21 protein-coding genes are annotated in these 20,997 nt (G+C 71.1%); 9 read left to right on the plus strand and 12 right to left on the minus strand.

The genetic code is table 11. The features are described from left to right. Positions 1 to 12 precede the first annotated feature (12 nt). Both G515_RS0103000 and G515_RS0103005 read right to left on the minus strand, forming a co-directional pair. Positions 13 to 2,253: an ATP-dependent DNA helicase RecG gene (locus tag G515_RS0103000; protein WP_028658943.1), complete on the minus strand. Its 2,241-nt coding sequence runs from the start codon at positions 2,251 to 2,253 to the stop codon at positions 13 to 15. Positions 2,254 to 2,348: 95 nt separating this feature from the next. Then, positions 2,349 to 3,974: a DAK2 domain-containing protein gene (locus tag G515_RS0103005; protein ID WP_036553823.1), complete on the minus strand. Its 1,626-nt coding sequence runs from the start codon at positions 3,972 to 3,974 to the stop codon at positions 2,349 to 2,351. A 230-nt stretch (positions 3,975 to 4,204) separates the two neighbouring features. Between G515_RS0103005 and rpmB the strand changes: the two genes are divergently transcribed. Continuing rightward, complete coding sequence (gene rpmB, locus G515_RS0103010) at positions 4,205 to 4,390, plus strand: 50S ribosomal protein L28 (RefSeq protein ID WP_028658945.1); 186 nt, start codon at positions 4,205 to 4,207, stop codon at positions 4,388 to 4,390. A 147-nt stretch (positions 4,391 to 4,537) separates the two neighbouring features. On the opposite strand, the gene G515_RS0103015 is transcribed toward rpmB, so the two are convergent. Then, positions 4,538 to 5,488: a thiamine-phosphate kinase gene (locus G515_RS0103015; protein WP_028658946.1), complete on the minus strand. Its 951-nt coding sequence runs from the start codon at positions 5,486 to 5,488 to the stop codon at positions 4,538 to 4,540. Between the two features lie 374 nt (positions 5,489 to 5,862). Here G515_RS0103015 and G515_RS0103020 point away from each other — a divergent pair, with 374 nt between their 5' ends. Continuing rightward, entirely contained in the window at positions 5,863 to 6,099 is a 237-nt protein-coding gene (locus G515_RS0103020) for an Lrp/AsnC family transcriptional regulator (protein WP_028658947.1), read from the plus strand. 11 nt (positions 6,100 to 6,110) lie between these two features. Further along, on the plus strand, positions 6,111 to 7,061 hold the full coding sequence (locus tag G515_RS0103025) for a D-alanine--D-alanine ligase family protein (protein ID WP_028658948.1): 951 nt from the start codon (positions 6,111 to 6,113) through the stop codon (positions 7,059 to 7,061). A 67-nt stretch (positions 7,062 to 7,128) separates the two neighbouring features. Here G515_RS0103025 and G515_RS0103030 read toward each other — a convergent pair whose 3' ends face one another. Further along, positions 7,129 to 8,229 (minus strand): D-alanine--D-alanine ligase family protein, encoded by a 1,101-nt coding sequence (locus G515_RS0103030; protein ID WP_028658949.1) that lies wholly within the window; start codon positions 8,227 to 8,229, stop codon positions 7,129 to 7,131. A gap of 11 nt (positions 8,230 to 8,240) precedes the next feature. Continuing rightward, a complete protein-coding gene (locus G515_RS0103035) occupies positions 8,241 to 9,668 on the minus strand; it encodes a UDP-N-acetylmuramoyl-tripeptide--D-alanyl-D-alanine ligase (RefSeq protein WP_028658950.1) in 1,428 nt (475 codons plus the stop codon). 24 nt (positions 9,669 to 9,692) lie between these two features. Here G515_RS0103035 and G515_RS0103040 point away from each other — a divergent pair, with 24 nt between their 5' ends. Then, positions 9,693 to 10,757 (plus strand): trans-sulfuration enzyme family protein, encoded by a 1,065-nt coding sequence (locus G515_RS0103040; protein ID WP_028658951.1) that lies wholly within the window; start codon positions 9,693 to 9,695, stop codon positions 10,755 to 10,757. 67 nt (positions 10,758 to 10,824) lie between these two features. On the opposite strand, the gene G515_RS19260 is transcribed toward G515_RS0103040, so the two are convergent. Further along, entirely contained in the window at positions 10,825 to 11,295 is a 471-nt protein-coding gene (locus G515_RS19260) for an ArsI/CadI family heavy metal resistance metalloenzyme (RefSeq protein ID WP_245565172.1), read from the minus strand. A 72-nt stretch (positions 11,296 to 11,367) separates the two neighbouring features. Between G515_RS19260 and G515_RS0103050 the strand changes: the two genes are divergently transcribed. Genes G515_RS0103050 through G515_RS0103060 form a run of 3 tightly spaced genes read left to right on the plus strand, consistent with a single transcriptional unit; the run spans position 11,368 to position 13,295 of the window. Beyond that, entirely contained in the window at positions 11,368 to 11,754 is a 387-nt protein-coding gene (locus tag G515_RS0103050) for an ArsR/SmtB family transcription factor (protein ID WP_028658952.1), read from the plus strand. After that, entirely contained in the window at positions 11,755 to 12,876 is a 1,122-nt protein-coding gene (gene arsB / locus G515_RS0103055) for an ACR3 family arsenite efflux transporter (RefSeq protein WP_028658953.1), read from the plus strand. Then, positions 12,873 to 13,295 carry an arsenate reductase ArsC gene (locus G515_RS0103060; RefSeq protein ID WP_028658954.1) on the plus strand — a complete coding sequence of 141 codons (423 nt, stop codon included), beginning with the start codon at positions 12,873 to 12,875 and terminating at the stop codon, positions 13,293 to 13,295. Before arsB ends, G515_RS0103060 begins: the two co-directional genes overlap by 4 nt. Positions 13,296 to 13,397: 102 nt before the next feature. Here the strand turns inward: G515_RS0103060 and G515_RS0103065 are convergent, their stop codons facing one another. Together G515_RS0103065 and G515_RS0103070 are read right to left on the minus strand one after the other, a co-directional pair. Further along, complete coding sequence (locus G515_RS0103065) at positions 13,398 to 14,402, minus strand: NAD(P)H-dependent glycerol-3-phosphate dehydrogenase (protein WP_028658955.1); 1,005 nt, start codon at positions 14,400 to 14,402, stop codon at positions 13,398 to 13,400. Next, complete coding sequence (locus G515_RS0103070) at positions 14,399 to 15,196, minus strand: lysophospholipid acyltransferase family protein (protein WP_028658956.1); 798 nt, start codon at positions 15,194 to 15,196, stop codon at positions 14,399 to 14,401. Before G515_RS0103070 ends, G515_RS0103065 begins: the two co-directional genes overlap by 4 nt. Positions 15,197 to 15,248: 52 nt before the next feature. On the opposite strand from G515_RS0103070, the gene cofC reads away from it, so the two are divergent. After that, complete coding sequence (cofC, locus tag G515_RS0103075; RefSeq protein ID WP_245565175.1) at positions 15,249 to 15,977, plus strand: 2-phospho-L-lactate guanylyltransferase; 729 nt, start codon at positions 15,249 to 15,251, stop codon at positions 15,975 to 15,977. An 85-nt stretch (positions 15,978 to 16,062) separates the two neighbouring features. Here cofC and leuD read toward each other — a convergent pair whose 3' ends face one another. Beyond that, positions 16,063 to 16,656: a 3-isopropylmalate dehydratase small subunit gene (gene leuD / locus G515_RS0103080; protein WP_028658958.1), complete on the minus strand. Its 594-nt coding sequence runs from the start codon at positions 16,654 to 16,656 to the stop codon at positions 16,063 to 16,065. A gap of 49 nt (positions 16,657 to 16,705) precedes the next feature. Beyond that, complete coding sequence (leuC, locus tag G515_RS0103085) at positions 16,706 to 18,118, minus strand: 3-isopropylmalate dehydratase large subunit (protein WP_028658959.1); 1,413 nt, start codon at positions 18,116 to 18,118, stop codon at positions 16,706 to 16,708. A 131-nt stretch (positions 18,119 to 18,249) separates the two neighbouring features. Between leuC and G515_RS0103090 the strand changes: the two genes are divergently transcribed. Continuing rightward, positions 18,250 to 18,972 carry an IclR family transcriptional regulator gene (locus G515_RS0103090; RefSeq protein ID WP_028658960.1) on the plus strand — a complete coding sequence of 241 codons (723 nt, stop codon included), beginning with the start codon at positions 18,250 to 18,252 and terminating at the stop codon, positions 18,970 to 18,972. A 116-nt stretch (positions 18,973 to 19,088) separates the two neighbouring features. Here the strand turns inward: G515_RS0103090 and G515_RS0103095 are convergent, their stop codons facing one another. Further along, on the minus strand, positions 19,089 to 19,760 hold the full coding sequence (locus G515_RS0103095; protein WP_028658961.1) for a response regulator: 672 nt from the start codon (positions 19,758 to 19,760) through the stop codon (positions 19,089 to 19,091). Then, on the minus strand, positions 19,757 to 20,986 hold the full coding sequence (locus G515_RS0103100; protein WP_028658962.1) for a sensor histidine kinase: 1,230 nt from the start codon (positions 20,984 to 20,986) through the stop codon (positions 19,757 to 19,759). The genes G515_RS0103095 and G515_RS0103100 overlap by 4 nt, the downstream gene beginning before the upstream one ends. Positions 20,987 to 20,997: the final 11 nt, after the last annotated feature.

Here is a 20,997-nt window from a genome sequence, read left to right on the forward strand (position 1 = left end):
CGCGCCGGCCGATCATGACCGCTCCAGGAATTCGGAGCGATCCGATCCCTCGAGCGCGGCGACCCTGTCGGCGAGCAGGGGCGCCGAGGCGAGGGCGGGATCGGTGTCGAGCAGTTCGCCGGCAGCCCGTCGGGCGGCCACGATGGTGTCCTCGTCGCGCAGCACCCGGAGATTCTCCAGGCTGGAGCGGCGGCCCGATTGGGAGGCCCCGAGCACGTCGCCCTCGCGGCGCTGGTCCAGGTCGACCCGGGACAGCTCGAACCCGTCGCTGGTGGCCGCCACCGCCTCGACCCGCGTGCGCGCGGGCGTGCCCTGCTCGGCCGCACTCACGAGCAGGCACAGTCCGGGCAGCCCGCCCCGGCCGACCCGGCCGCGCAACTGGTGCAGCTGCGAGACGCCGAACCGGTCGGCGTCGAGCAGCACCATCGTGGTGGCGTTGGCGACGTCGACGCCGACCTCGATCACGGTGGTCGAGACCAGGACGTCCACCTCACCCGCGGCGAAGGCCCGCATGGTGCGCTCCTTCTCCTCCGCTGGCAGCTGTCCGTGGAGGACGCCGACCCGGACACCGGCCAGCGGTCCGCCGGCCAGCATCGCCGCGGTGTCCTCCACCGCGGCCAGCGGCCGGTCGGAGAGGGCCAGTTCGTTGCCCTCCTCGTCCAGGTCGACCTGGTCGGTCTCGCCCTGTTCGGGCTGGTCGGCGCTGATCCGGGGGCACACGACGTAGGCCTGATGTCCCTTCTCGACCTCCTCACGCACGCGCTGCCAGGCCCGGTCGAGCCACTGCGGTTGCTCCGCGAGGGGCACGACGGTCGACTGGATCGGCGCCCGCCCGGCGGGGAGCTCGGTGAGGGTGGAGACCTCCAGATCACCGAAGACGGTCATCGCGACCGTGCGCGGGATCGGGGTCGCGGTCATCACCAACAGATGGGGCGGTGCACCCGCCTTGTCGGTGAGGGCGGCCCGCTGCTCGACCCCGAAGCGATGCTGCTCGTCGACCACCACCAGGCCGAGGTCGTAGAACTCCACCTGGTCCTGGAGCAGCGCATGTGTACCGATCACGAGTCCGGCCTCCCCGGTGGTGATCCGCGACAGCGGCTCCCGGCGCTGGGTCTTGGTCATCGACCCGGTGAGAAGTTCCAACCGGGTGGCCTCCTCGGCGGCGCCGAACTCCCCTGCCCTGGCGAGATCGCCGAGCAGCGCGGTGATCGACCTGAAGTGCTGTTGGGCCAGCACCTCGGTCGGGGCGAGCAGCGCGGCCTGGCCCCCGGAATCGACCACCCGCAGCATCGCGCGGAGGGCGACCAGGGTCTTGCCGGAGCCGACCTCGCCCTGGAGCAGCCGATTCATCGGCGTGGAGCTGGCCAGATCGGTGAAGAGCTGCTCCCCCACTGCCTGCTGGCCCTCGGTGAGGGAGAAGGGCAGCCCGGCGTCGAAGGCGGCCAGCAGTCCGCCGCCTCCGTCGCGCCGACGGGTCTGCTGCTCGGCGAGGGTCCGGCGCCGTCGCGCCAGCACCAACTGGAGCGTCAGGGCCTCCTCGAAGCGGAACCGGTGGCGCGCACCCTGCACCTGCTCGAAGTCCTCCGGGGCGTGGATCCAGTCCATCGCGGTGGACAGGTCGGCGACGTCGTAGCGTCCGCGCAGGTCGTCGGGCACCGGGTCGTGCAGGTCCTCCACCATCGCACGGGCGAACCGCACCGCCCGCATCAGGTCCCACGACTCCACCCCGGCGGTGAGGGGGTAGATCGGGAACAGCGCGGTGAGTTGTTCCACGACCATCAGCGCGTCGGCGTGCTCGGCCTCCTCGGCCCGGTCCCCGAAGAGCACCATCTGCGGGTTGGTGAGCTGCCACTCCTGCCGGAACCGCCCCACCTTGCCGAGGAAGACGCCGCGTGTGCCGGGCGCGAGCCGCCGGGCGTTCCACTCCGCGATGTGCTGGCGCTTGGCGAAGAAGGTCATCCTCAATCGGGGACCGTCGGTCTGGAGCACCGTCTCGACGCGGTACGCCGGCCGCCCGGTGCGCCGATCGGTGTAGCTGCGCACCTGGGTGTCGGCGAGATCCCCGACCACGGTGAGCATCTCGCCCTCGTGGAGGCCCTCGAGGCTGGTCAGCTCACCGGTGGGCAGATAGCGCCGAGGGAAGTGATGGAGCAGGTCGCCGACCGTGCGCAGGCCGAGGTTCTTGACCACCTTGGCGCTCTTCTTGGTGTCGCCGAGCACGGTCTCGACCGGGGAGTCGAGGGTGATCGCCATTCGCTCCGTCCTCCTCGCTGCTCAGGTGCTGGTGCGGTCGTGCTGCGTTGGTGCCTTGGGGTGATGTCTGGGCAGGTGCCCTGCGGTCCCGCGGTCTACTCGACCGAGACAAGCAGCGGATAGCGCTCCTGGCCGCCGTCGTAGACCAGCACCTCGACCGTCGGGTGATGCTCCTCGACCCACATCGCGCTGCGTTGGGCGAGCTCGCCGTCGGCGTCCTCGCGGCCCGAGACGATGGTGACCAGTTCACCGCCACCGCCGATCAACCGCCCCAGGACGTCGGCCGCCACGTCGGCGAGGTCTTCACCGACCCGGATGAAGTCGCCGTCGATCACGCCCAGCACGTCGCCGACCTCGCACGGCCCCGCCATCGTCATCGCCCGCTTGGCGGCGATGGTGACCGCACCGTGGCGGGCATGGCGCGCGGTCGCGGTCATCTCCAGGACGTCGCGGTCGAAGGAACGCCCTGGCTCGTGCACCGCCATCGCCGCCAGCCCCTGCACCTGCGCGGCGGTGTGGATCACCGCCACCCGCACGTCGTCGTCCTGCTCGGCGGTCCGAGCGGCGGCCTCGGAGACGCGCACCGAGTCGTGGTCGTTGGGCAGCACGATCACCTCGGCCGCACCGCAGGCCCGGATCGCCCCCAGCACCTCCCCGGTCGACGGGCGCCTGCCCGGCCCGGCCTCGATCACGGTGGCGCCGGCCTCCCGGAACAATGTGCTCAGCCCCGGACCGGCCGAGACCGCCACCACGCACCGCCCGGCCGCCGCCCGGGCCTGCTGGCGGTTGATCTGCTCGGCGAAGTGAGTCACCTGGATCCGGTACGGCCGCCCGGCCTCGATCCCGGCCTCGACCGCCCGGCCGACGTCGTCGACATGGACGTGGACGTTCCACAGCCCTTCACCGCCGACCACGACCAGCGAGTCCCCGAGCCCGCTCAACTGCTCGCGGAGCCGCGGCACCGCCTCGTCCGGCGCATCGAGCAGGTACATCACCTCATACGACGGTCCGTCAGCGGACAGGTCGCCATGCAGGTGTGGGGTCGGGATGTTGTGCGGCGGGGTGTGCGCCGGCGGGGCGACCGGGCGCCGGCCATTGAGCAGCAGGTCGACCGCCTCCAGCAGCACCACCACCCCTCGACCGCCGGCGTCGACCACGCCGGCATCACGCAGGGCGGGCAACTGCTCCGGCGTACGCTCCAGGGCCTCGCGGGCGGCCTCCGCGGCCGCTTCGAAGACGTCCCCGGAGCGAGCCGTGGATCGGTCGGCCCGCTCCCGGGCAGCCACCGAGGCCGCCCGCGCGACCGTGAGCATGGTGCCCTCCACCGGCGTACCCACAGCCGCGTACGCCGCCTCGCTGGCCGCCTCCAGCCCGCGGGCGACCACGCTGGCCCGGGGTTCGTCGGGAGGCGCGGTATCGATGATGTGGGCCAGCATCCCGAGCATCTCGCTGAGGATCACGCCGGAGTTGCCGCGGGCGCTGAGCAGCCCGCCCCGCGCGAAGGCCACCAGTGCCTCGTGCCGGCCGGGCGAGGTCTCCAACGCCTCCCGCAGCGCGTCGCGGGCTCCGCTGACGGTGAGATACAGGTTGGTGCCGGTGTCTCCGTCGGGGACCGGGAACACGTTGAGCGCGTCGATCTCCTCGCGGGCGGAACCCAGGGCGTCGGTCGCGATGTCGGCGAAGCGGAGCACGACCCGAACGTCGATGGCGCTCGTCCCCATCTCGCCCCTTCCTCCGCGCCTGCCCGCCACAACCTCGGTTGTACCGTGTCGAGGCGGCTTCCGCGTCAGCGACTCCACGCGGTGAGGTCACACAGTAGTGGCCTCCTCCGATTTCGTGGCCGGCCCGCCCGTCCGATACTCTGGTTCGGTTGCGTCCCCGTGTGACCCCTCGTGCGCGGTTCCGCTTGGACGCCGAAGACCTTTACATTCGATTCTTTCAGGAGTTCACGGTGGCTGCCGTTTGCGACATCTGCGACAAGAAGCCCGGCTTCGGCAACAACCGGCCTTGGTCGCGCAAGATCACGAAGCGTCGCTTCAACCCCAACATCCAGCGCGTCCGTGCCACCGTCGGCGGCACCCCCAAGCGCCTCAACGTGTGCACCAGCTGTCTCAAGGCCGGCAAGGTCTCCCGCTGACCCAGCGCTGACAGACTCCCTCACGAAGGCCGCCCTCCCGTTCGGAGGGCGGCCTTCGTGCGTACAGCTGCGCCGACTCACGTCGTCCTGGCAGGTGAGTCGACACAGCTGTACGACGGAATGTCTACCCAGCAGGGCCCGCCGACGTCAGAAGTGGGTCCAGCCGGTGGGGCCGTCGTACTCCTCACCGTCGACGGTGACGCCGCTGCCCACGCCGACCGACCCGATGATCGACCAACCCTCAGGGGGTTCGACGTCGGCGGGGAAGGTGGCCAGCAGGCTGTGGTCGTCGCCGCCACCCAGGACGTAGCGGACCGGGTCGGTGTTGGTCGCCGCGCCGACCGCGTGCAGGGGTTCGGGGAGCTCGAGCAGTTCGGTGCGGACGTCGATGGCGACACCCGAGTGGACGGCCAGGTGACCGGCCTCGGCGAGCAGCCCGTCGCTGATGTCCACCATGCTGGTCGCGCCCGCCTCGGCTGCGGCCGGACCGGCGGCGTACGGCGGTTCCGGGCGCGCGTAGGCCTGCACCAGTTTGCGCGGCGAGCGGAACCCGCGGCCGAGGACGGCCAGCCCGCCGGCCGCCCAGCCCTGCCGTCCCGCCAACGCCAGCACGTCGCCGGGTCGCGCGCCGGAGCGGAGCACCGGCGCCTGGGTGAGAGCCCCGATCACGGTGACGCTGATGACGATCTGGGAGGCGGTGCTCACGTCTCCCCCGATGACCGTGGCCCCGACGAGCTGGCACTCCTCGGCGAACCCACCGGCGAAGTCCCGCACCCACTGCACCGGCAGGTCGGGCGGACCGGCGAAGCCGAGGGTGAGCGAGTGACCGGTGCCGCCCATGGCGTTGATGTCGGAGAGGTTCTGCGCGGCGGCCCGGTGGCCGACGTCGCCGGCCTCCACCCAGTCGCGCTTGAAGTGCCGCCCCTCGATGAGGAGGTCGGTGGAGACCACGACGTGTCCGTTGCGGATCCGCAGCAGCGCCGCGTCGTCACCCGGACCGACGAGCACCCGCTCGTGGGTTGGGAAGAGCTGGACGAGCTCGTCGATGAGCCCGAACTCGCCCACGTCGGCCAGGGTCGCGTGCGGGGAGAGTGACATGCCTCCATCCAACCCGATGCCACCCACCGGGTCCCGAGCGCCCCGCCCCGTCGCCCGCGGCCCGGCGTATCCGTCCTCGGCGGCCCGACCTCCGCACACGCCGGGCGCCACCGTGCCCTCGTGCCGCATTCGCCCGGCTCGTGCTGACCGCGTGAACGCCGAGACGGGGGCGCGATGGGCGTGCGATGACAGGCGCCGGACCGCCGGCCCCACCCGTTCGTCCTCCGGACGACGGCAACGCCGATCGGCGTGCCTCCAGGGCGGGGGCGTCGGGCGGGCACTCCATCGATGCGGCCTAGGAGAGAGTCGGGCGCGCGCGGTAGGTTGACGGAGGTATCTCCGGTCCGTTTCCTCCGCACCACAAGGAGCTCACGATGGTCGTTCAGGCCTACATCCTCATCCAGACCGACGTCGGCAAGGCCGCCGAGGTCGCCGCGACGATCGCGCAGCTCAAGGGTGTCACCGTTGCGGAGGACGTCACCGGTCCCTACGACGTCATCGTGCGGGCCGAGGCGCGCAACGTCGACGAGCTCGGCAAGCTGGTGGTCGCCAACGTGCAGAACCTCGACGGCATCACCCGCACGCTCACCTGCCCCGTCGTCCACATCTGACGCGGGTCACGATGAGTGGATTCAACGGTCCGGTCGCGGTCATCGCCGGCGGCCTCAGCCATGAGCGCGACGTCTCCCTGGCCAGCGGTCGCACGATCGCGCGCGAGCTGAGGGCCCAGGGCGTCGAGGTCACCGGGTACGACTTCGACCGACAGCTGCTGCACAACCTCGAGCAGGACAAGATCGTCGCCGCCGTGCCGGCGCTGCACGGCCAGTTCGGGGAGGACGGCGAGATCCAGACCCTCCTCGAGCTCATCGGGCTGCCCTTCGTCGGCTCGGAGAGCCGGGCCTGCCGGGTCGCCTACGACAAGAGCATCTCGCGCGAGCTCCTGCGTCGCGCCCAGATCCCCGTGCCCGACAGCGTCGCACTGTCCGCGCAGACCTTCCGCGACATCGGTGCCCCCGCGCTGATGGAGCACGTGATGGACCGGCTCGGCACCCGGGTCGTGGTCAAGCCCTCCCGCGGCGGCTCCGCCCTCGGCGTCACCGGCGTCGACGGCCTGGTCGAACTGCCCTCGGCGCTGGTCGGCACCTACGCCTACTACGACGAGGCGATCATCGAGCGCTATCACGAGGGCACCGATGTCTCGGTCGTGGTGATCGACGGCGAGGACGGCCCCGCCCCCCTGGTGCCGGTCGCGATCGACTTCGACAAGGGCCACGAGTTCGACTTCTCGGCCCGCTACACCGCCGAGTACGTCGGCCTCAGCCGCCTCGACATGGACGAAGAGGTCATCGAGCGACTGGGCCGGGTCGCCGTCGAGGCGCACCAGGTGCTGGGCCTGCGGGACGTGTCACGCTCCGACTTCATCGTCGCCGCCGACGGTTCGTTCGTCGTACTCGAAACCGCGATCACGCCGGGCACCACGGAGACCTCGGTGTTCCCGTTCGCCTGCGCGGCGTCCGGCACCAGTTTGGGCGAGGTCACCGCCGGCCTGCTGCACCGCGCCCTCGACCGCTGACCCAGCAGGACGCTCGCCCCCCTCCTCCGGGAGCCGGGCGAGCGTCTTGCTGTCGGGGGGGGCAGGCTCAGCGGAGACCGGTGGGGCGCTCGAGGGCGAGCTGGATGAGCTCGTCGATCAGGTCGGGGTAGGACAGCCCGGAGGCCTCCCACATCTTGGGGTACATCGAGATCGGCGTGAAGCCGGGCATGGTGTTGATCTCGTTGACCACCACCGCGCCTTCGGGGGTGACGAAGACGTCGACCCGGGAGATCCCCTCAGCCCCGATCGCCTCGAAGGCCCGCACGGCCACATCACGCACCGTCTCGCTCACCTCGGCGGGCAGGTCGGCGGGGGCCTCGGTGCGGGCCTCGGAGTCGGAGAGGTACTTGGCCTCGAAGTCGTAGAAGTCGGCCGCGTCGTGGTCGACGACGATCTCACCGGGCACCGACGCGCGCGGGGCGGACCCACCCCGTCCACCGAGCACCGCGCACTCGATCTCGCGACCCTCGATACCCTGCTCGATGAGCACCTTGGGGTCGTGGAACCGGGCGGCCTCGACCGCTTCGACCAGGTCGGCGAGGTCGTCGACGCGGGTCACCCCGAGCGAGGAGCCGGCACGCGCGGGCTTGACGAAGACCGGGAACTGCAGTTCCTGGGCGACCCTGGCGACCACCTCGGCCTGACGCTGCTCCCAATCGCGCGGCGAGGCCACGACGTAGGGGCCGACGCGTAGCCCGTGCCCGGCGAAGACCAGCTTCATGTAGTGCTTGTCCATGCCCACCGCGGAGGCGAGCACGCCCGCGCCGACGTAGCGGATGTCCGCGAGTTCGAGGAGGCCCTGGATGGTGCCGTCCTCACCGAAAGGGCCGTGCAGGAGCGGGAACACCACGTCCACGCCGCCGAGGTCGCCGAGGTTGCTGATCTCCCTGCCGGAGTCGTGGGTCACCTCGGGCAGGTGGCCGCCGGAGAGCTCCCACCGGGAGGCGTCGGCCGAGGAGAGCACCCAGGTGCCCTCGCGGGTGATGCCGACCGGCAGCACGTCGTACTTGTCGCGGTCGATGGCCTTCATCACCCCGGCCGCAGTGGCCGCCGAGATCGCATGCTCACCCGAGCGCCCCCCGAAGAGCAGGGCGACCCGGATCTTGGTGGTGTCCGCGCTGGATCGGGTGAGGTCGGGGGAAGCCATGACACCGGACCCTACTGAAGGGCCGCCGCCACCTCGTCGAGGCTCGCTCCCCGGGAGGCCTTGAAGAGAACCGCGTCACCCGGGCCGACCGCCTCGTGCAGCCAGGCGATCGCCGCGGCGTTGTCGGCGACGAAGGTGCTGCGTGACTCCCCTGCCCCGGAATGGATGCCGCGGGCCGGCTCGCCGATCACCAGCAGCCGGTCGATGCCCACCTGCGCGGCGTAGGCGCCCACCGCCAGGTGCTCGCCCTCACTCCCCGCGCCGAGTTCGCGCATCTCGCCGAGCACCGCGACGGTACGGCCTACCGAGGCGTCGCTGCCGATCGATGCCAGCGCGTCCAGCGCGGCCCGCATCGAGTCGGGGTTGGCGTTGTAGGAGTCGTTGAGCACGATCACCCCGCTGGGGAGTTCGTGGAGTTCCATCCGCCACGGGGAGAGCGAGGTCACCGAGGCGAGCGCAGCACCGATCTGGGCCGGCGTGAGTCCGGCCGCGAGGGCCGCCGCGGCGGCCGCGGCGGCATTGCCGGCCTGGTGGGCGCCCACCAACCGCATGGTCACCGGCACCCGCGCCGCCGAGGTGACCAGGTCGAAGGAAGGCCGGCCCAGCCGGTCCAGGCTGAGTCCCTCGACGCGTACGTCGGCGGCCGTGCCCTGGCCGGGACGCTGATCCTGTTGCCCCTGGCCGTGGTCCTGGCCGTGGCCCTGGCCGAAGCGGAGGATCCGCGCCCCAGTGCGGGTCGCCATCGCATCGACCCGCTCGTCGTCGGCGTTGAGCACCGCGGTGCCGTTCGACGGCAGGCACTCCACGAGTTCCCCCTTCGCCTCGGCGATCGCCTCCTGCGAGCCGAACTCACCGACGTGGGCCAACCCGACATTGAGCACGATGCCGATGTCGGGTCGGACCAACCCGGTCAGCTCCGCGATGTGCCCCTTGCCCCTGGCCCCGAGCTCCAGCACCAGGAAGCGGGTGGTTCGGTCGCTGCGCAGCGCGGTCAGCGGCATCCCGAGCTCGTTGTTGAACGAGCCGCGGGTGGCGACCGTCGGGGCCACCTGGCCGAGCACCGCACCGAGGAGGTCCTTGGTCGAGGTCTTGCCCTGCGAGCCGGTGATACCGATGACGGTCAGCTCCCCCTCCCGGCGCAGCCGCCCGACGACGTAGGACGCGAGCTCCTGCAACGCCCGTCGTACGTCGCTCACCACGACCGTGGGCAGTGGGGTGGGGCGCGAGCCGAGAACGGCGACGGCGCCGTTCTCCGCGGCCTGGCCGACATGCTCGTGCCCGTCGGTGTGCTCCCCCACGAAGGCGACGAACAGGCCGCCGGGCCCGCATTCCCGGCCGTCGATGACGACCGGCCCGGTGACCGTGGTGGCGGAGCCGCTGCCCCCCACGACCTCGCCTCCGACGATCTCGGCTACCTCGGCCAGTGTCAGAGCGATCATGCGCCAGACCATAGTCTGTGACCCATGGTCGATAGCCGAAAGCCCGCCACCATCGCCGTCCACGCCGGTCGCCCCGACCGGGCCGCCGACCAGCCGGTGAACGTGCCGATCACGATGACCTCGACCTACGTCGCCGGAGGTGAGCTCGAGTACGGCCGCTACGGCAACCCGAGCTGGGCCGCCTTCGAGGAGGCCCTCGGCGAGCTGGAGGGGGGCCGGGCACTCAGCTTCGCCTCCGGCATGGCCGCGATCACCACGGTGCTCGACCTGGTCGGCAACGACGCCCTCGTGGTGGCACCCCAGCACTCCTACACCGGCACCCAGCTGGCCCTGGGCGATCTCGAGGCGCGCGGCCGGCTCCGTTCGAAGCTGGTCGACATCACCGACACCGAGGCCGTCGTCGCGGCCTGCGAGGACGCCGCACTGGTCTGGCTGGAGTCCCCCACCAATCCTGCGCTGGAGATCGCCGACCTCGCCGCGATCGTCGCCGCCGCCCACGATTCGGGGGCCTACGTGGTGGTCGACAACACCTTCGCCACGCCGGTCTACCAGCGGCCGCTCGAACTGGGCGCCGACATCGTGGTGCACTCCGCGACGAAGTACATCTCCGGACACTCCGACGTGCTGATGGGCGCGGTGGTGGTCGGATCCGACGAGCTCTACGGCGTGCTCAAGGGCCGCCGGGACCTCCAGGGAGCCATCCCGGGCCCGTTCGAGGCCTACCTGGCGCTGCGCGGTCTGCGCACGCTGCCGCTGCGGATGGAGCGGGCGGCCGCCAACGCCGTCGAGCTCGTCCGGCGTCTGGACGGGCACCCCGAGGTCGCGGAGGTCCGCTACCCCGGTTTCGGTGCGATGGTCTCCATCGTCATGACCCGTGGCGCGCTGGCTGCGGACCTGCTGGTGCACAAGACCCAGCTGTGGCTCCACGCCACCTCACTGGGCGGCGTGGAGTCCACCTTCGAGCGGCGGCGGCGCTGGAAGGCCGAGCCGACCACGATCCCCGAGGGCCTGATCCGGCTCAGCGTGGGCATCGAGGACATCGAGGACATCTGGGCCGACCTGTCCTCCGCCTTCGACCGGCTCGGCTGACCCGCTCCGGCGGGAGGTCTCGACCCCACCCTGAGCGGCCACCAACAGATGGCCTCAGCAGCTGGCCTCAGCAGCAGGCTCCGGCGGTCGGTTGCGGGAGCTCCTGGACGGCCTCCGCGTCGGCGCCGCAACACCCGTCGCCGGTCTCGCTGACCGCGTTGAAGGTGGCGCTGTCGGCGAGGACGGTGTAGATCTCCCAGCGCTCGCCGTTGGGCGCGTTCTCGACCCAGAACTTGTCCTGCTTGGCGTAGCAGCAGACGGTGTCGCGTTCGTCGACCGAGGCGAACCCGGCCTCGTGCAGGCGGGTCTGCTCGGTGTCGACGGTGTCCGTGTCGGCGACCTCGACCCCGAGGTGGTTGATGCTGCCGCCCTGCCCGGGACTCTCGATGAGGACCAGTTTCAGCGGCGGCTCGGCCACGGCGAAGTTGGCGTACCCGGGCCTGATCTTGGCGGGCTCGGTGCCGAACAGGGTCGAGTAGAACGCGATCGATTCATCGAGGTCCTCGACGTTGAGAGCAAGCTGGATCCGGGACATCATGCGCCTCCAGTACATTGATGTATGTCGATATGCCACATTGCCACGGACATAGATATCCGTCAACATAGAGGTATGTCGATGCTTGACCTCACGCCCGTCGAAGCGGTCGCCTGCTGCTCACCGCTGATGTCCACGCCGCTGTCCAAGGAGGCCGCGGAAGGGATCGCGCCACTACTGAAGGCGCTCGCGGACCCGGTGCGGCTGCGACTGATGTCGCTCGTCGCCGCCCACGAGAACGCGGAGGCGTGCGTCTGCGACCTCAACGACGCCTTCGATCTCTCCCAGCCCACCATCAGCCACCATCTCAAGGTGCTGCACGAGGTCGGACTACTGGACCGCACCAAGCGGGGCACCTGGGTGTACTACCGCGTCAACCCCGACGCGGTCGCGGCGGTCGCCAACCTCTTCGGCGTCGTCCGCGCGGCCGGCGAGGCGTCGGCCCCGGCCGGAGCCCGCTGAATGAGCGGCTCCGTGCGCGAACTCCACGGCGCCTCGCCCGACGCACCGGTCCTCCAGCGGCTCTCCACGCTCGACCGGTTCCTGCCGGTGTGGATCATCGGCGCGATGGCACTGGGCCTCCTGCTGGGCCGACTCATCCCGGGCCTGGACGACGGATTGGCGAAGGTCGAGGTCGGCTCTGTTTCCCTACCGATCGCGATCGGCCTGCTGGTGATGATGTACCCGGTCCTGGCCAAGGTCCGTTACGACGAACTCGGTCAGGTCACCACCGACAAGCCGATGCTGATCACCTCGGTCCTGCTCAACTGGATCCTCGGGCCGGCGCTCATGTTCGCCCTCGCCTGGCTGTTGCTGCCCGATCTGCCCGCCTACCGCACCGGGTTGATCATCGTCGGTCTCGCGCGCTGCATCGCCATGGTGTTGATCTGGAACGATCTCGCCTGCGGCGACCGCGAGGCGGCCGCGATCCTGGTGGCGATCAACTCGGTCTTCCAGATCATCGCCTTCGCCGGGCTCGGCTATTTCTATCTCCAGGTGCTCCCCGGTTGGCTCGGTCTCCCTCGGACGGTGGGGCTGGACGTGTCCGTGTGGGGTATCGCGAAGTCGGTGCTGATCTTCCTCGGCATCCCTCTCCTCGCCGGGTTCCTCACCCGCACCCTCGGCGAGCGGGCAAAGGGCCGCGACTGGTACGAGACCACCGTGCTTCCCCGCATCGGTCCCGCCGCGCTCTACGGACTGCTCTTCACCATCGTGGTGCTGTTCGCCCTCCAGGGTGACACGATCACCAACCAGCCCCTCGATGTCGCCCGGATCGCGCTACCGCTGCTGGCGTACTTCGCTTTGATGTGGTTCGGCTCGTTCTTCCTCGGCAAGCGACTCGGGATGACCTACGAGCGCACCACCGCCCTTGCCTTCACCGCCGCCGGCAACAACTTCGAGTTGGCCATCGCCGTCTCGATCGGCGTCTTCGGAGTCACCTCCGGACAGGCCCTCGCGGGCGTCGTCGGTCCGCTCATCGAGGTCCCCGTCCTCGTCGCCCTCGTCTACGTCGCGCTGTGGCTGCGCCGTCGCTACTCCCCGCCCACGACCTCCCCGGGCCCGCTCAACGAGGCGAACCGATGACCGCCGACGCGGCCGAGTGCACCAAACCCACCGTCCTGTTCGTGTGCGTCCACAACGCAGGCCGGTCCCAGATGGCCGCCGGATATCTCCAGTACCTCGCCGCAGACCGTGTCCGGGTCCTCTCGGCCGGCTCCCAGCCCGCCGACCGGATCAATCCGGTCGCCGTCCGAGCGATGCTCGAGGAAGGGATCGACATCGCCGCCGAACAGCCCACCGTGCTCACCGGCGAGGCCGTCGCGGACTCAGACGTCGTGATCACGATGGGCTGCGGTGACGAGTGTCCCTACTTCCCGGGCAAACGCTACGAGGACTGGGTCCTCGACGACCCTGCCGGGCGGGGCATCGACGCGGTGCGCCCCATCCGCGACGAGATCCGGCGCCGTGTCGAGACACTCATCGGTCAGCTTCTGTCCGGTTGAATCCCGCGGCAGCGTGTCGCGCGCGCCAACCGATGCACCCCGACTGCCGCGCGCACCGGTGAGCACGCCGCGCTCGCGCAGTTCAACCCGGTCCGGGGCGGGTCACTCGGTCTCGGCCTTGGTCTCGCGCGCGAGCATGTCGTCCATCGTCTCCTGGACCGTCCGACGGCCGGCGATCACGTCGTCGACGTACTGCGCCACCGGGGCGTCGACGCCGTGTCGCTCGGCGAGGGCGCGGATCGAGGCGCACGACTTGGCCCCCTCGGCCACCTGGCGGCCACTGGCGAACAGATCGGCGGCGGACTTGCCGCGGCCGAGGTTCTCGCCGAAGGTGCGGTTGCGCGAGAGCGGCGAGGAGCACGTGGCCACCAGGTCGCCGAGCCCGGCCAGGCCCATCAGGGTCATCGGGTTGGCCTCCATCGCGATGGCCAGGCGGGCGGTCTCGGCCAATCCGCGGGTGATCACCGAGGCGGTGGAGTTGTCGCCGAAGCCGAGGCCGACGGCCATGCCGACGCTGATCGCGACGACGTTCTTGTAGGCACCACCGAGTTCGCAGCCGAGGACGTCGGTGCTGGTGTAGGGACGGAAGGAGGGCGAGTGGATCCGGCTCTGCAGGGTCTTGGCGACCTCCTCGTCCGCACAGGCGACCACCGACGCCGCCGGCTCTCGGCGGGCGATCTCCTTGGCGAGGTTGGGGCCGCTGACCACCGCGATCCGGCGCGGGTCGGCATCGGTGACCTCGGCGATCACCTGACTCATCCGGTCGAGCGTGCCGAGTTCGATGCCCTTCATCAGGGAGACGAGGGTGACATCGGCCGGGAGGTACGGCGCCCACTCGGTGAGGTTGGTGCGCAGCGACTGGGACGGCACGGCCAGCACCACCGTGTCGGCTCCGGCGAGCGCCCGCTCGACGTCGGTCGTGGCCGCGATGCCCGGCGGCAGCTCGATGCCGGGGAGATAGTCGGGGTTCTCGTGCGTCTGGGTGATCGCGGTGGCGAGTTCCTCCCGCCTGGCCCAGATGGTGACGTCGTTGCCGCCGTCGGCGAGCACGATGGAGAACGCCGTACCCCACGAGCCTGCCCCGAAGACCGCGATCCTCTTGCTCACGAATGGTCCTCCTCGGTGTCGGGTCCGGTCTTCGGCGGCTGCCGCTTCGTGGACTTGTTGGGATTGCCGGTCGAGCTCACCCCGTGCTTGCGCGGATCATAGAGTTCGGCGGGAGGTTGCTCCCCACGGACCTCGCCCACCAGGTCGAGGATCCGGTGCATGATCCGGCCGGTCGCCTCACGCACCGCGGCGACGTCGGTGTGGCCGACCAGATCCTCGAGCTCGACGGGGTCTCCCACCTTCATGTGGATCGTCTTGCGTGGGAACGGCTTGGGCTTGGCGGTGTACGCCGGCAGCAACTGCTGCGCGCCCCACTGTCCGATCGGGATCACCGGGCAGCCTGTGGTCAGGGCGATCCGGGCCGCGCCGGACTTGCCGACCATCGGCCAGCCGGCGGGGTCCTTGGTGATCGAGCCCTCGACGTAGACCACGACCAGTTCGCCGGCTCGCACCGCCCGGACCGCGTCGTCGAACGCCCGGGCGCCCGCCGAGGAGCGCTCGACCGGGATCTGGCCGGCGGCGCGCAGGAAGCGGCCGAGCGCGCGGTTCTTGAACAGTCCCGCCTTGGCGAGGTAGCGCGGGATCCGACCGTGCTCCCACACGATGTGGGCGGCGGTCAGCGGGTCGATGTGGGACACGTGATTGAGCACCAGCAGTCCGCCGCCGGTGGCCGGGATCTTGGCCCCGTCGGTCCAGTCCTGCTTGGTGGTGCCGAGCAGGACTGGCTTCACGATGGCCACGGCGAGCCCGAACGCCCACCCCCGTCGCTCCTGCAGCTTCCGGTACTTGCCCACGGAGCAGGAGGCTACCTGTCCCGCGACCCCTCCGCCTGAGAGGATCGCGGGGATGTCCGACCAGCCCACCCGGAGCCACCGGGCCCACACCCCCACCGCCGAGACCGCATCGGGTCCGCGGGTGGCGAGCGACCCGATGGTCACCGATGGCGAGGCGACCCACGCGGTGGTGCTGCCGGTCAAGCCCCCGGCGGTCGGCAAGTCCCGCCTCCGCGGGCTCGGGGAGCAGACCAGGCGGGACCTGGCCGCCGCGTTCGCCCTGGACACCGCAGCGGCCGCACTGGAGAGCCGGCACGTCGGGGCCGTCCTGGTGATCACCGACGACGCCTTCTTCTCCGGCGAGCTCGCCGCTCTCGGGTGCGCGGCGATCCCCGACGGAGTGAGCGGTGACCTCAACGCCTCGCTGGCCCAGGGAGCCGCGGAGGCGGCCCGACGCTGGCCACATTGGTCACCGGTCGCACTCTGCGCCGACCTGCCCGCGCTCCGTCCCGCCGACCTGGACCTCGCCCTCGCCGGAGCAGGCCCCTCCGCGGCGTACGTCGCCGACGCCGAGGGGCTCGGCACCACGCTCTTCACCGCGCCATTGGACCGGTTCGTCCCCCGGTTCGGCGCGGGCTCCGCCGCCGCTCACCAGCGCGCCGGCGCCCGCCCCATCCCGGGCGAACTGGCATCGTTGCGCCGCGACGTCGACGATCTGGACGCCCTCCGCGCCGCCGCCCCACTCGGCCTCGGTCCCCGCACCCTGCTGGCCGCGCTGCGTGCCGGTCTGGTGTTGGGGTGACGTCGGCCGAACCCGTCGGGGTCGGTCAGCCGGGGTGCGCCGACGCGGCCGCGGCGACGTGGGCCGCACCCCAGCCGAGAGCGCGTCAGAGAGTGGCGGGCTTCCAGCTCGGACGGGTCGCCTCGTAGGTGGCGATGTCGTCGTCGTGGCTCAGCGTGATGCCGATGTCGTCGAGCCCCTCGAGCAGGCGCCAGCGGGTGTAGTCGTCGATGTCGAAGGAGTCCTCGACCGAACCGTCGTCGGTGGCGATGGTGCGCTGTTCCAGGTCGACGGTGATCCGCCCGCCCGGGTTGTCCTCGAGGTAGGTCCACAGGGCCTGGACGACCTTCTCGTCGACCTGGGCCGCGAGCAGGCCGGCCTTGCCGGAGTTGCCACGGAAGATGTCGCCGAAGCGGGAACTGATGACGACCTTGAACCCGTAGTTCTGCAGTGCCCAGACCGCGTGCTCGCGGGAGGAGCCGGTGCCGAAGTCGGGGCCGGTGACGAGCACCGAGCCGCCGTCGTACCGAGGCTGGTTGAGGACGAACTCCGGGTCGTTGCGCCAGGCGGCGAACAGGCCGTCCTCGAACCCCGAGCGGGTCACCCGCTTGAGGTAGACGGCGGGGATGATCTGGTCGGTGTCGACGTTGCTCCGCTTCAGCGGTACGCCGATGCCGGTGTGGGTGGTGAACTTGTCCATCAGGGAACCTTTCGCAGGCTCGGTCGCGCGCCGGCGCGTCCGGGGAGTGTCAGACGGCGGCGGGGACGAGGTCGGCCGGGGAGGACAGGGTGCCGCGTACGGCGGTCGCGGCGGCCACCTGGGGCGACACCAGATGGGTGCGCGCCCCCTTGCCCTGCCGGCCCTCGAAGTTCCGGTTGGAGGTGGAGGCCGAACGCTCGCCCGGACCCAGGATGTCGGGGTTCATGCCCAGGCACATCGAGCACCCGGCGCCGCGCCATTCTGCGCCGGCGTCCTTGAAGACGACGTCGAGGCCCTCGTCCTCGGCCTGGAGCCTGACCCGGGCCGAGCCGGGCACCACGAGCAGGCGGGTGTCCGCGGCGACGTGGTGGCCACGGATCACCTCCGCCGCCGCGCGGAGGTCCTCGATCCGGCCGTTGGTGCACGAGCCCAGGAAGACCGTGTCGACCTTGATGTCGCGCATCGGGGTGCCGGCCTCGAGGCCCATGTAGGTGAGCGCCTTCTCGGCCGCGGCCCGCGCGGACTCGTCCGCGAAGTCGGACGGCGAGGGCACCGACGCACCCAACTGCACACCCTGACCCGGGTTGGTGCCCCAGGTGACGAACGGGGTGATCTCCGAGGCGTCCACCTCGATCTCCCGGTCGAAGACGGCGTCGTCGTCGGTGACCAGGGTCTTCCAGTGCGCGACGGCGGCGTCCCAGTCGGCCCCCTGCGGCGCGTTCGGCCGGCCCTGGATGTAGTCGAAGGTGGTCTGGTCGGGGGCGATCATCCCGGCCTTGGCGCCCCATTCGATGCTCATGTTGCACACGGTCATCCGGGCTTCCATGGACAGCTCGCGGATCGCCTGACCGCGGTACTCGACGATGTAGCCCTGGCCGCCGCCGGTGCCGGTCTTGGCGATGATGGTGAGGATGAGATCCTTGGCCGAGACCCCTTCGGGGAGGGAGCCGTTGACCGTGACCGCCATCGTCTTCAGCGGCGACTGCGGCAGCGTCTGGGTGGCGAGCACGTGCTCCACCTCGGAGGTGCCGATGCCGAACGCGATCGCACCGAACGCGCCGTGGGTGGAGGTGTGCGAGTCGCCGCACACGATCGTCATGCCGGGCTGGGTCAGACCCAACTGGGGGCCCACGACGTGCACGATGCCCTGCTCGATGTCACCGAGCGGGTGCAGGCGTACGCCGAACTCCTCGGTGTTCTTGCGCAGCGTCTCGACCTGGGTGCGGCTCACCGGGTCGGCGATCGGCTTGTCCCAGTCGACCGTGGGCACGTTGTGGTCCTCGGTGGCCAGGGTGAGATCGGGGCGGCGCACCTGGCGACCGGCCAGCCGGAGGCCGTCGAACGCCTGCGGACTCGTGACCTCGTGGACGAGGTGGAGGTCGATGAAGAGGAGGTCGGGCTCTCCCGTGGTCGACCGGACGACGTGCTCGTCCCACACCTTCTCCGACAGGGTCTTACCCATCTTTGGACTCTCCTTCGAGTCGGCCCCGGCGAGGCCTCACCTGATGATGAGCCGATCTCTCGACCGTGCTCCTGACTACGTCTCAGAGTCTAGCCCTTGCATCCCAGCAAGTGAGACATTAGTCTTGGCATATGGACAACTCCAGCGGCGTCGGCGTCCTCGACAAGGCCGCCCTCGTGCTCACCGCCCTCGAATCGGGTCCCGCGACCCTCGCTGGCCTCGTCGCCGGCACCGGGTTGGCGCGCCCCACCGCACACCGTCTCGCCGTCGCCCTGGAGCACCACCGTCTGGTCGCCCGCGACATGCAGGGCCGGTTCGTGCTGGGGCCGCGGCTCGCCGAGTTGTCCGCGGCGGCCGGTGAGGACCGCCTGCTCGCCACCGCCGGCCCGGTGTTGGCCCGCCTGCGGGACATCACCGGCGAGTCCGCTCAACTGTGGCGCCGCCAGGGCGACCACCGCGTGTGTGTCGCCGCCGCCGAGCGCCCCTCCGGCCTGCGCGACACCATCCCCGTCGGCTCCCAGGTCTCCATGCGGGCCGGTTCGGCCGCCCAGGTGCTGCTCGCCTGGGAGGACCCGGATCGTCTCCACCGCGGCCTGCAGAACGCCGCCTTCTCCGCCGCCGCCCTCTCCGGCATCCGCCGCCGGAGCTGGGCGCAGTCCATCGGAGAGCGCGAGGCCGGCGTCGCCTCGGTCTCCGCGCCGGTGAAGTCGCCCGGCGGCAAGGTGATCGCCGCCGTCTCCGTCTCGGGCCCCCTCGAGCGGCTCACCCGCCAGCCCGGCCGCATGCACGCCCCCGCCGTCCTCGCCGCCGCCGAACGCCTCTCGGAGTCCCTGCGCCGAGCCGCCGCGGAGTGAGTTCCGTACGCCCGGGCTGGACCCTCCCTCATTCCCCGCCGGGATAGTCCGGGACGCAAAGCATCACTCCTGGGCGGGTTGGGCGGGCTTTTCGTCCCGGACTACCCGCAGCATCCTCACTCGCCCGGCACCACCAGTCCCGACTCGTAGGCGACGACGACCGCCTGCGCCCGGTCGCGCAGATCGAGCTTGGTGAGCACCCGGCTGACGTGGGTCTTCACGGTCTGCTCGGCCAGGAACAGTGCCTTCGCGATGTCCGCGTTGGACCGACCACGGGCGACCAGCGTGAGCACCTCGGTCTCGCGCTCGGTCAACACCTTGAGCCGCAGCGCTGCCTCGCCACGCGCGACCGGGCGCTGCCGGGCGAAGTCAGCGATGAGGCGGCGCGTCACGGAGGGGGCGAGCAGCGCGTCGCCGGCCGCCACGACGCGCACCGCCGCGATCAGGTCGGCCGGCGGCGCGTCCTTCAGCAGGAAGCCGCTCGCGCCGGCCCGGAGCGCCTCGTAGACGTAGTCGTCGACGTCGAAGGTCGTGAGCATCAGGACGCGCGGCCGGTGCATCACCCCGGGCGGAGGAGAGAGCAGCTGGCGGGTCGCCTCGAGCCCGTCCATCTCCGGCATGCGGACATCCATCAGCACGACATCGGGATGGGTACGCCGGCTCAGCGCCACGCCCTGCGCGCCGTCCGGGGCGTCACCCGCCACCTCGATGTCGCTCTGGGCGGCCAGCAGGGCAGCGAAGCCGGCCCGGACCATGGCCTGGTCGTCGACGATGATCACGCGGATCATGGCGTGCTCTTCCTTCCGGTCACGCGGAGTCGGGCCGCCACCCGGAAGCCGCCGTCGGGCAGCGGCCCCGCGTCGAGCGTGCCACCCTCGAGCCGGGCCCGCTCCCGCATACCGACCAGCCCGTGCCCGGTGCCGACCTCCTCGAGCGGCGCAGCCGGCGGACCGGGCGCAGGTCCGTTGACGACGAGCAGCGTGACCCACCCGCCGTCCTCGCCGTCGCCTGCGGTGACCGAGACTCGCGTCGGGGCACCTGGTGCGTGCCGCACGACGTTCGCGAGCGCCTCCTGGACGATGCGGTACGCCGCCAGTCCCACGCTCTCGGGCACCGCGGCCTCGCAGGGGCTGTAATCCACCGGAACACCCGCCCGGACCGTCGCCTCCACCAGGTGGCCGATCCGGGTGAGATCGGGCTGGGGCGCGAGCTCACCGTGCGTGTCCTCGTTGCGCAGCACGCCGAGGAGTCGTCGCATCTCGGCGAGCGACTCTCGCGCGGCCGCGGCGATGGAGGCGAACTCCTCCTGCACGTCCGGGGCCACCCCGTCGAGGCGGTACGGCGCGGTGTCCGCCTGCACCGTGATGACCGACATGTGGTGCGCCACCACATCGTGCAGCTCGCGGGCGATGCGGGCGCGTTCCTCCAGCAGGGTGCGCCGGGCACGCTCGGCCTCGCTGATGGTCTCCTGCTCGGCCAGCTTGCGTTGCGCGTCGTACCGCTCGCGGAGTGCTCCTCCGAGCAGCAGCGCCACCCCGCTGAGGACGGTGATGAGCGGGTTCGCACCGTCCGTGTCCTCCGGCGCGAGGAGCCCGAGGGTGGCGTTCGCGCCGGCCGTGATCAGCCACACCAGCACGAGGGTGCGGCGCGGCTCGCGCAGGCCGAGGGCGAGGCAGAGGGCGACGTACCCGACGATCTCCATCGGCGGGAAGGGCCAGACCACCCCGTCCTGTTCGACGGTGAGCAGGGCCAGCGCGCCCACGATGTCGGCGCCGAAGATCACGTACCAGGCCTGGAGCGGGCGGAGGACCGCGAGCAGCAGGGGTGCCGTCTGCGCCACCGCCAGCGCGTTCGCGACGCCGCTGTTCAGTCCCCAGTCGCGGAGCACGTGACTGGTGGTGGGCAGCAGGACGACACACAGCACGAACGCCACCGCCCACGGCAGCAGCTGGATCCACCGCTCCGAGACACCCGCGAACAGGGCCCGCGTACGTATCCTCTCCACCGGCGTCATGGTCGGCAGCC

The sequence above is a fragment of the Nocardioides insulae DSM 17944 genome (genome assembly GCF_000422825.1).
In the GTDB taxonomy this organism is placed as follows: domain Bacteria; phylum Actinomycetota; class Actinomycetes; order Propionibacteriales; family Nocardioidaceae; genus Nocardioides; species Nocardioides insulae.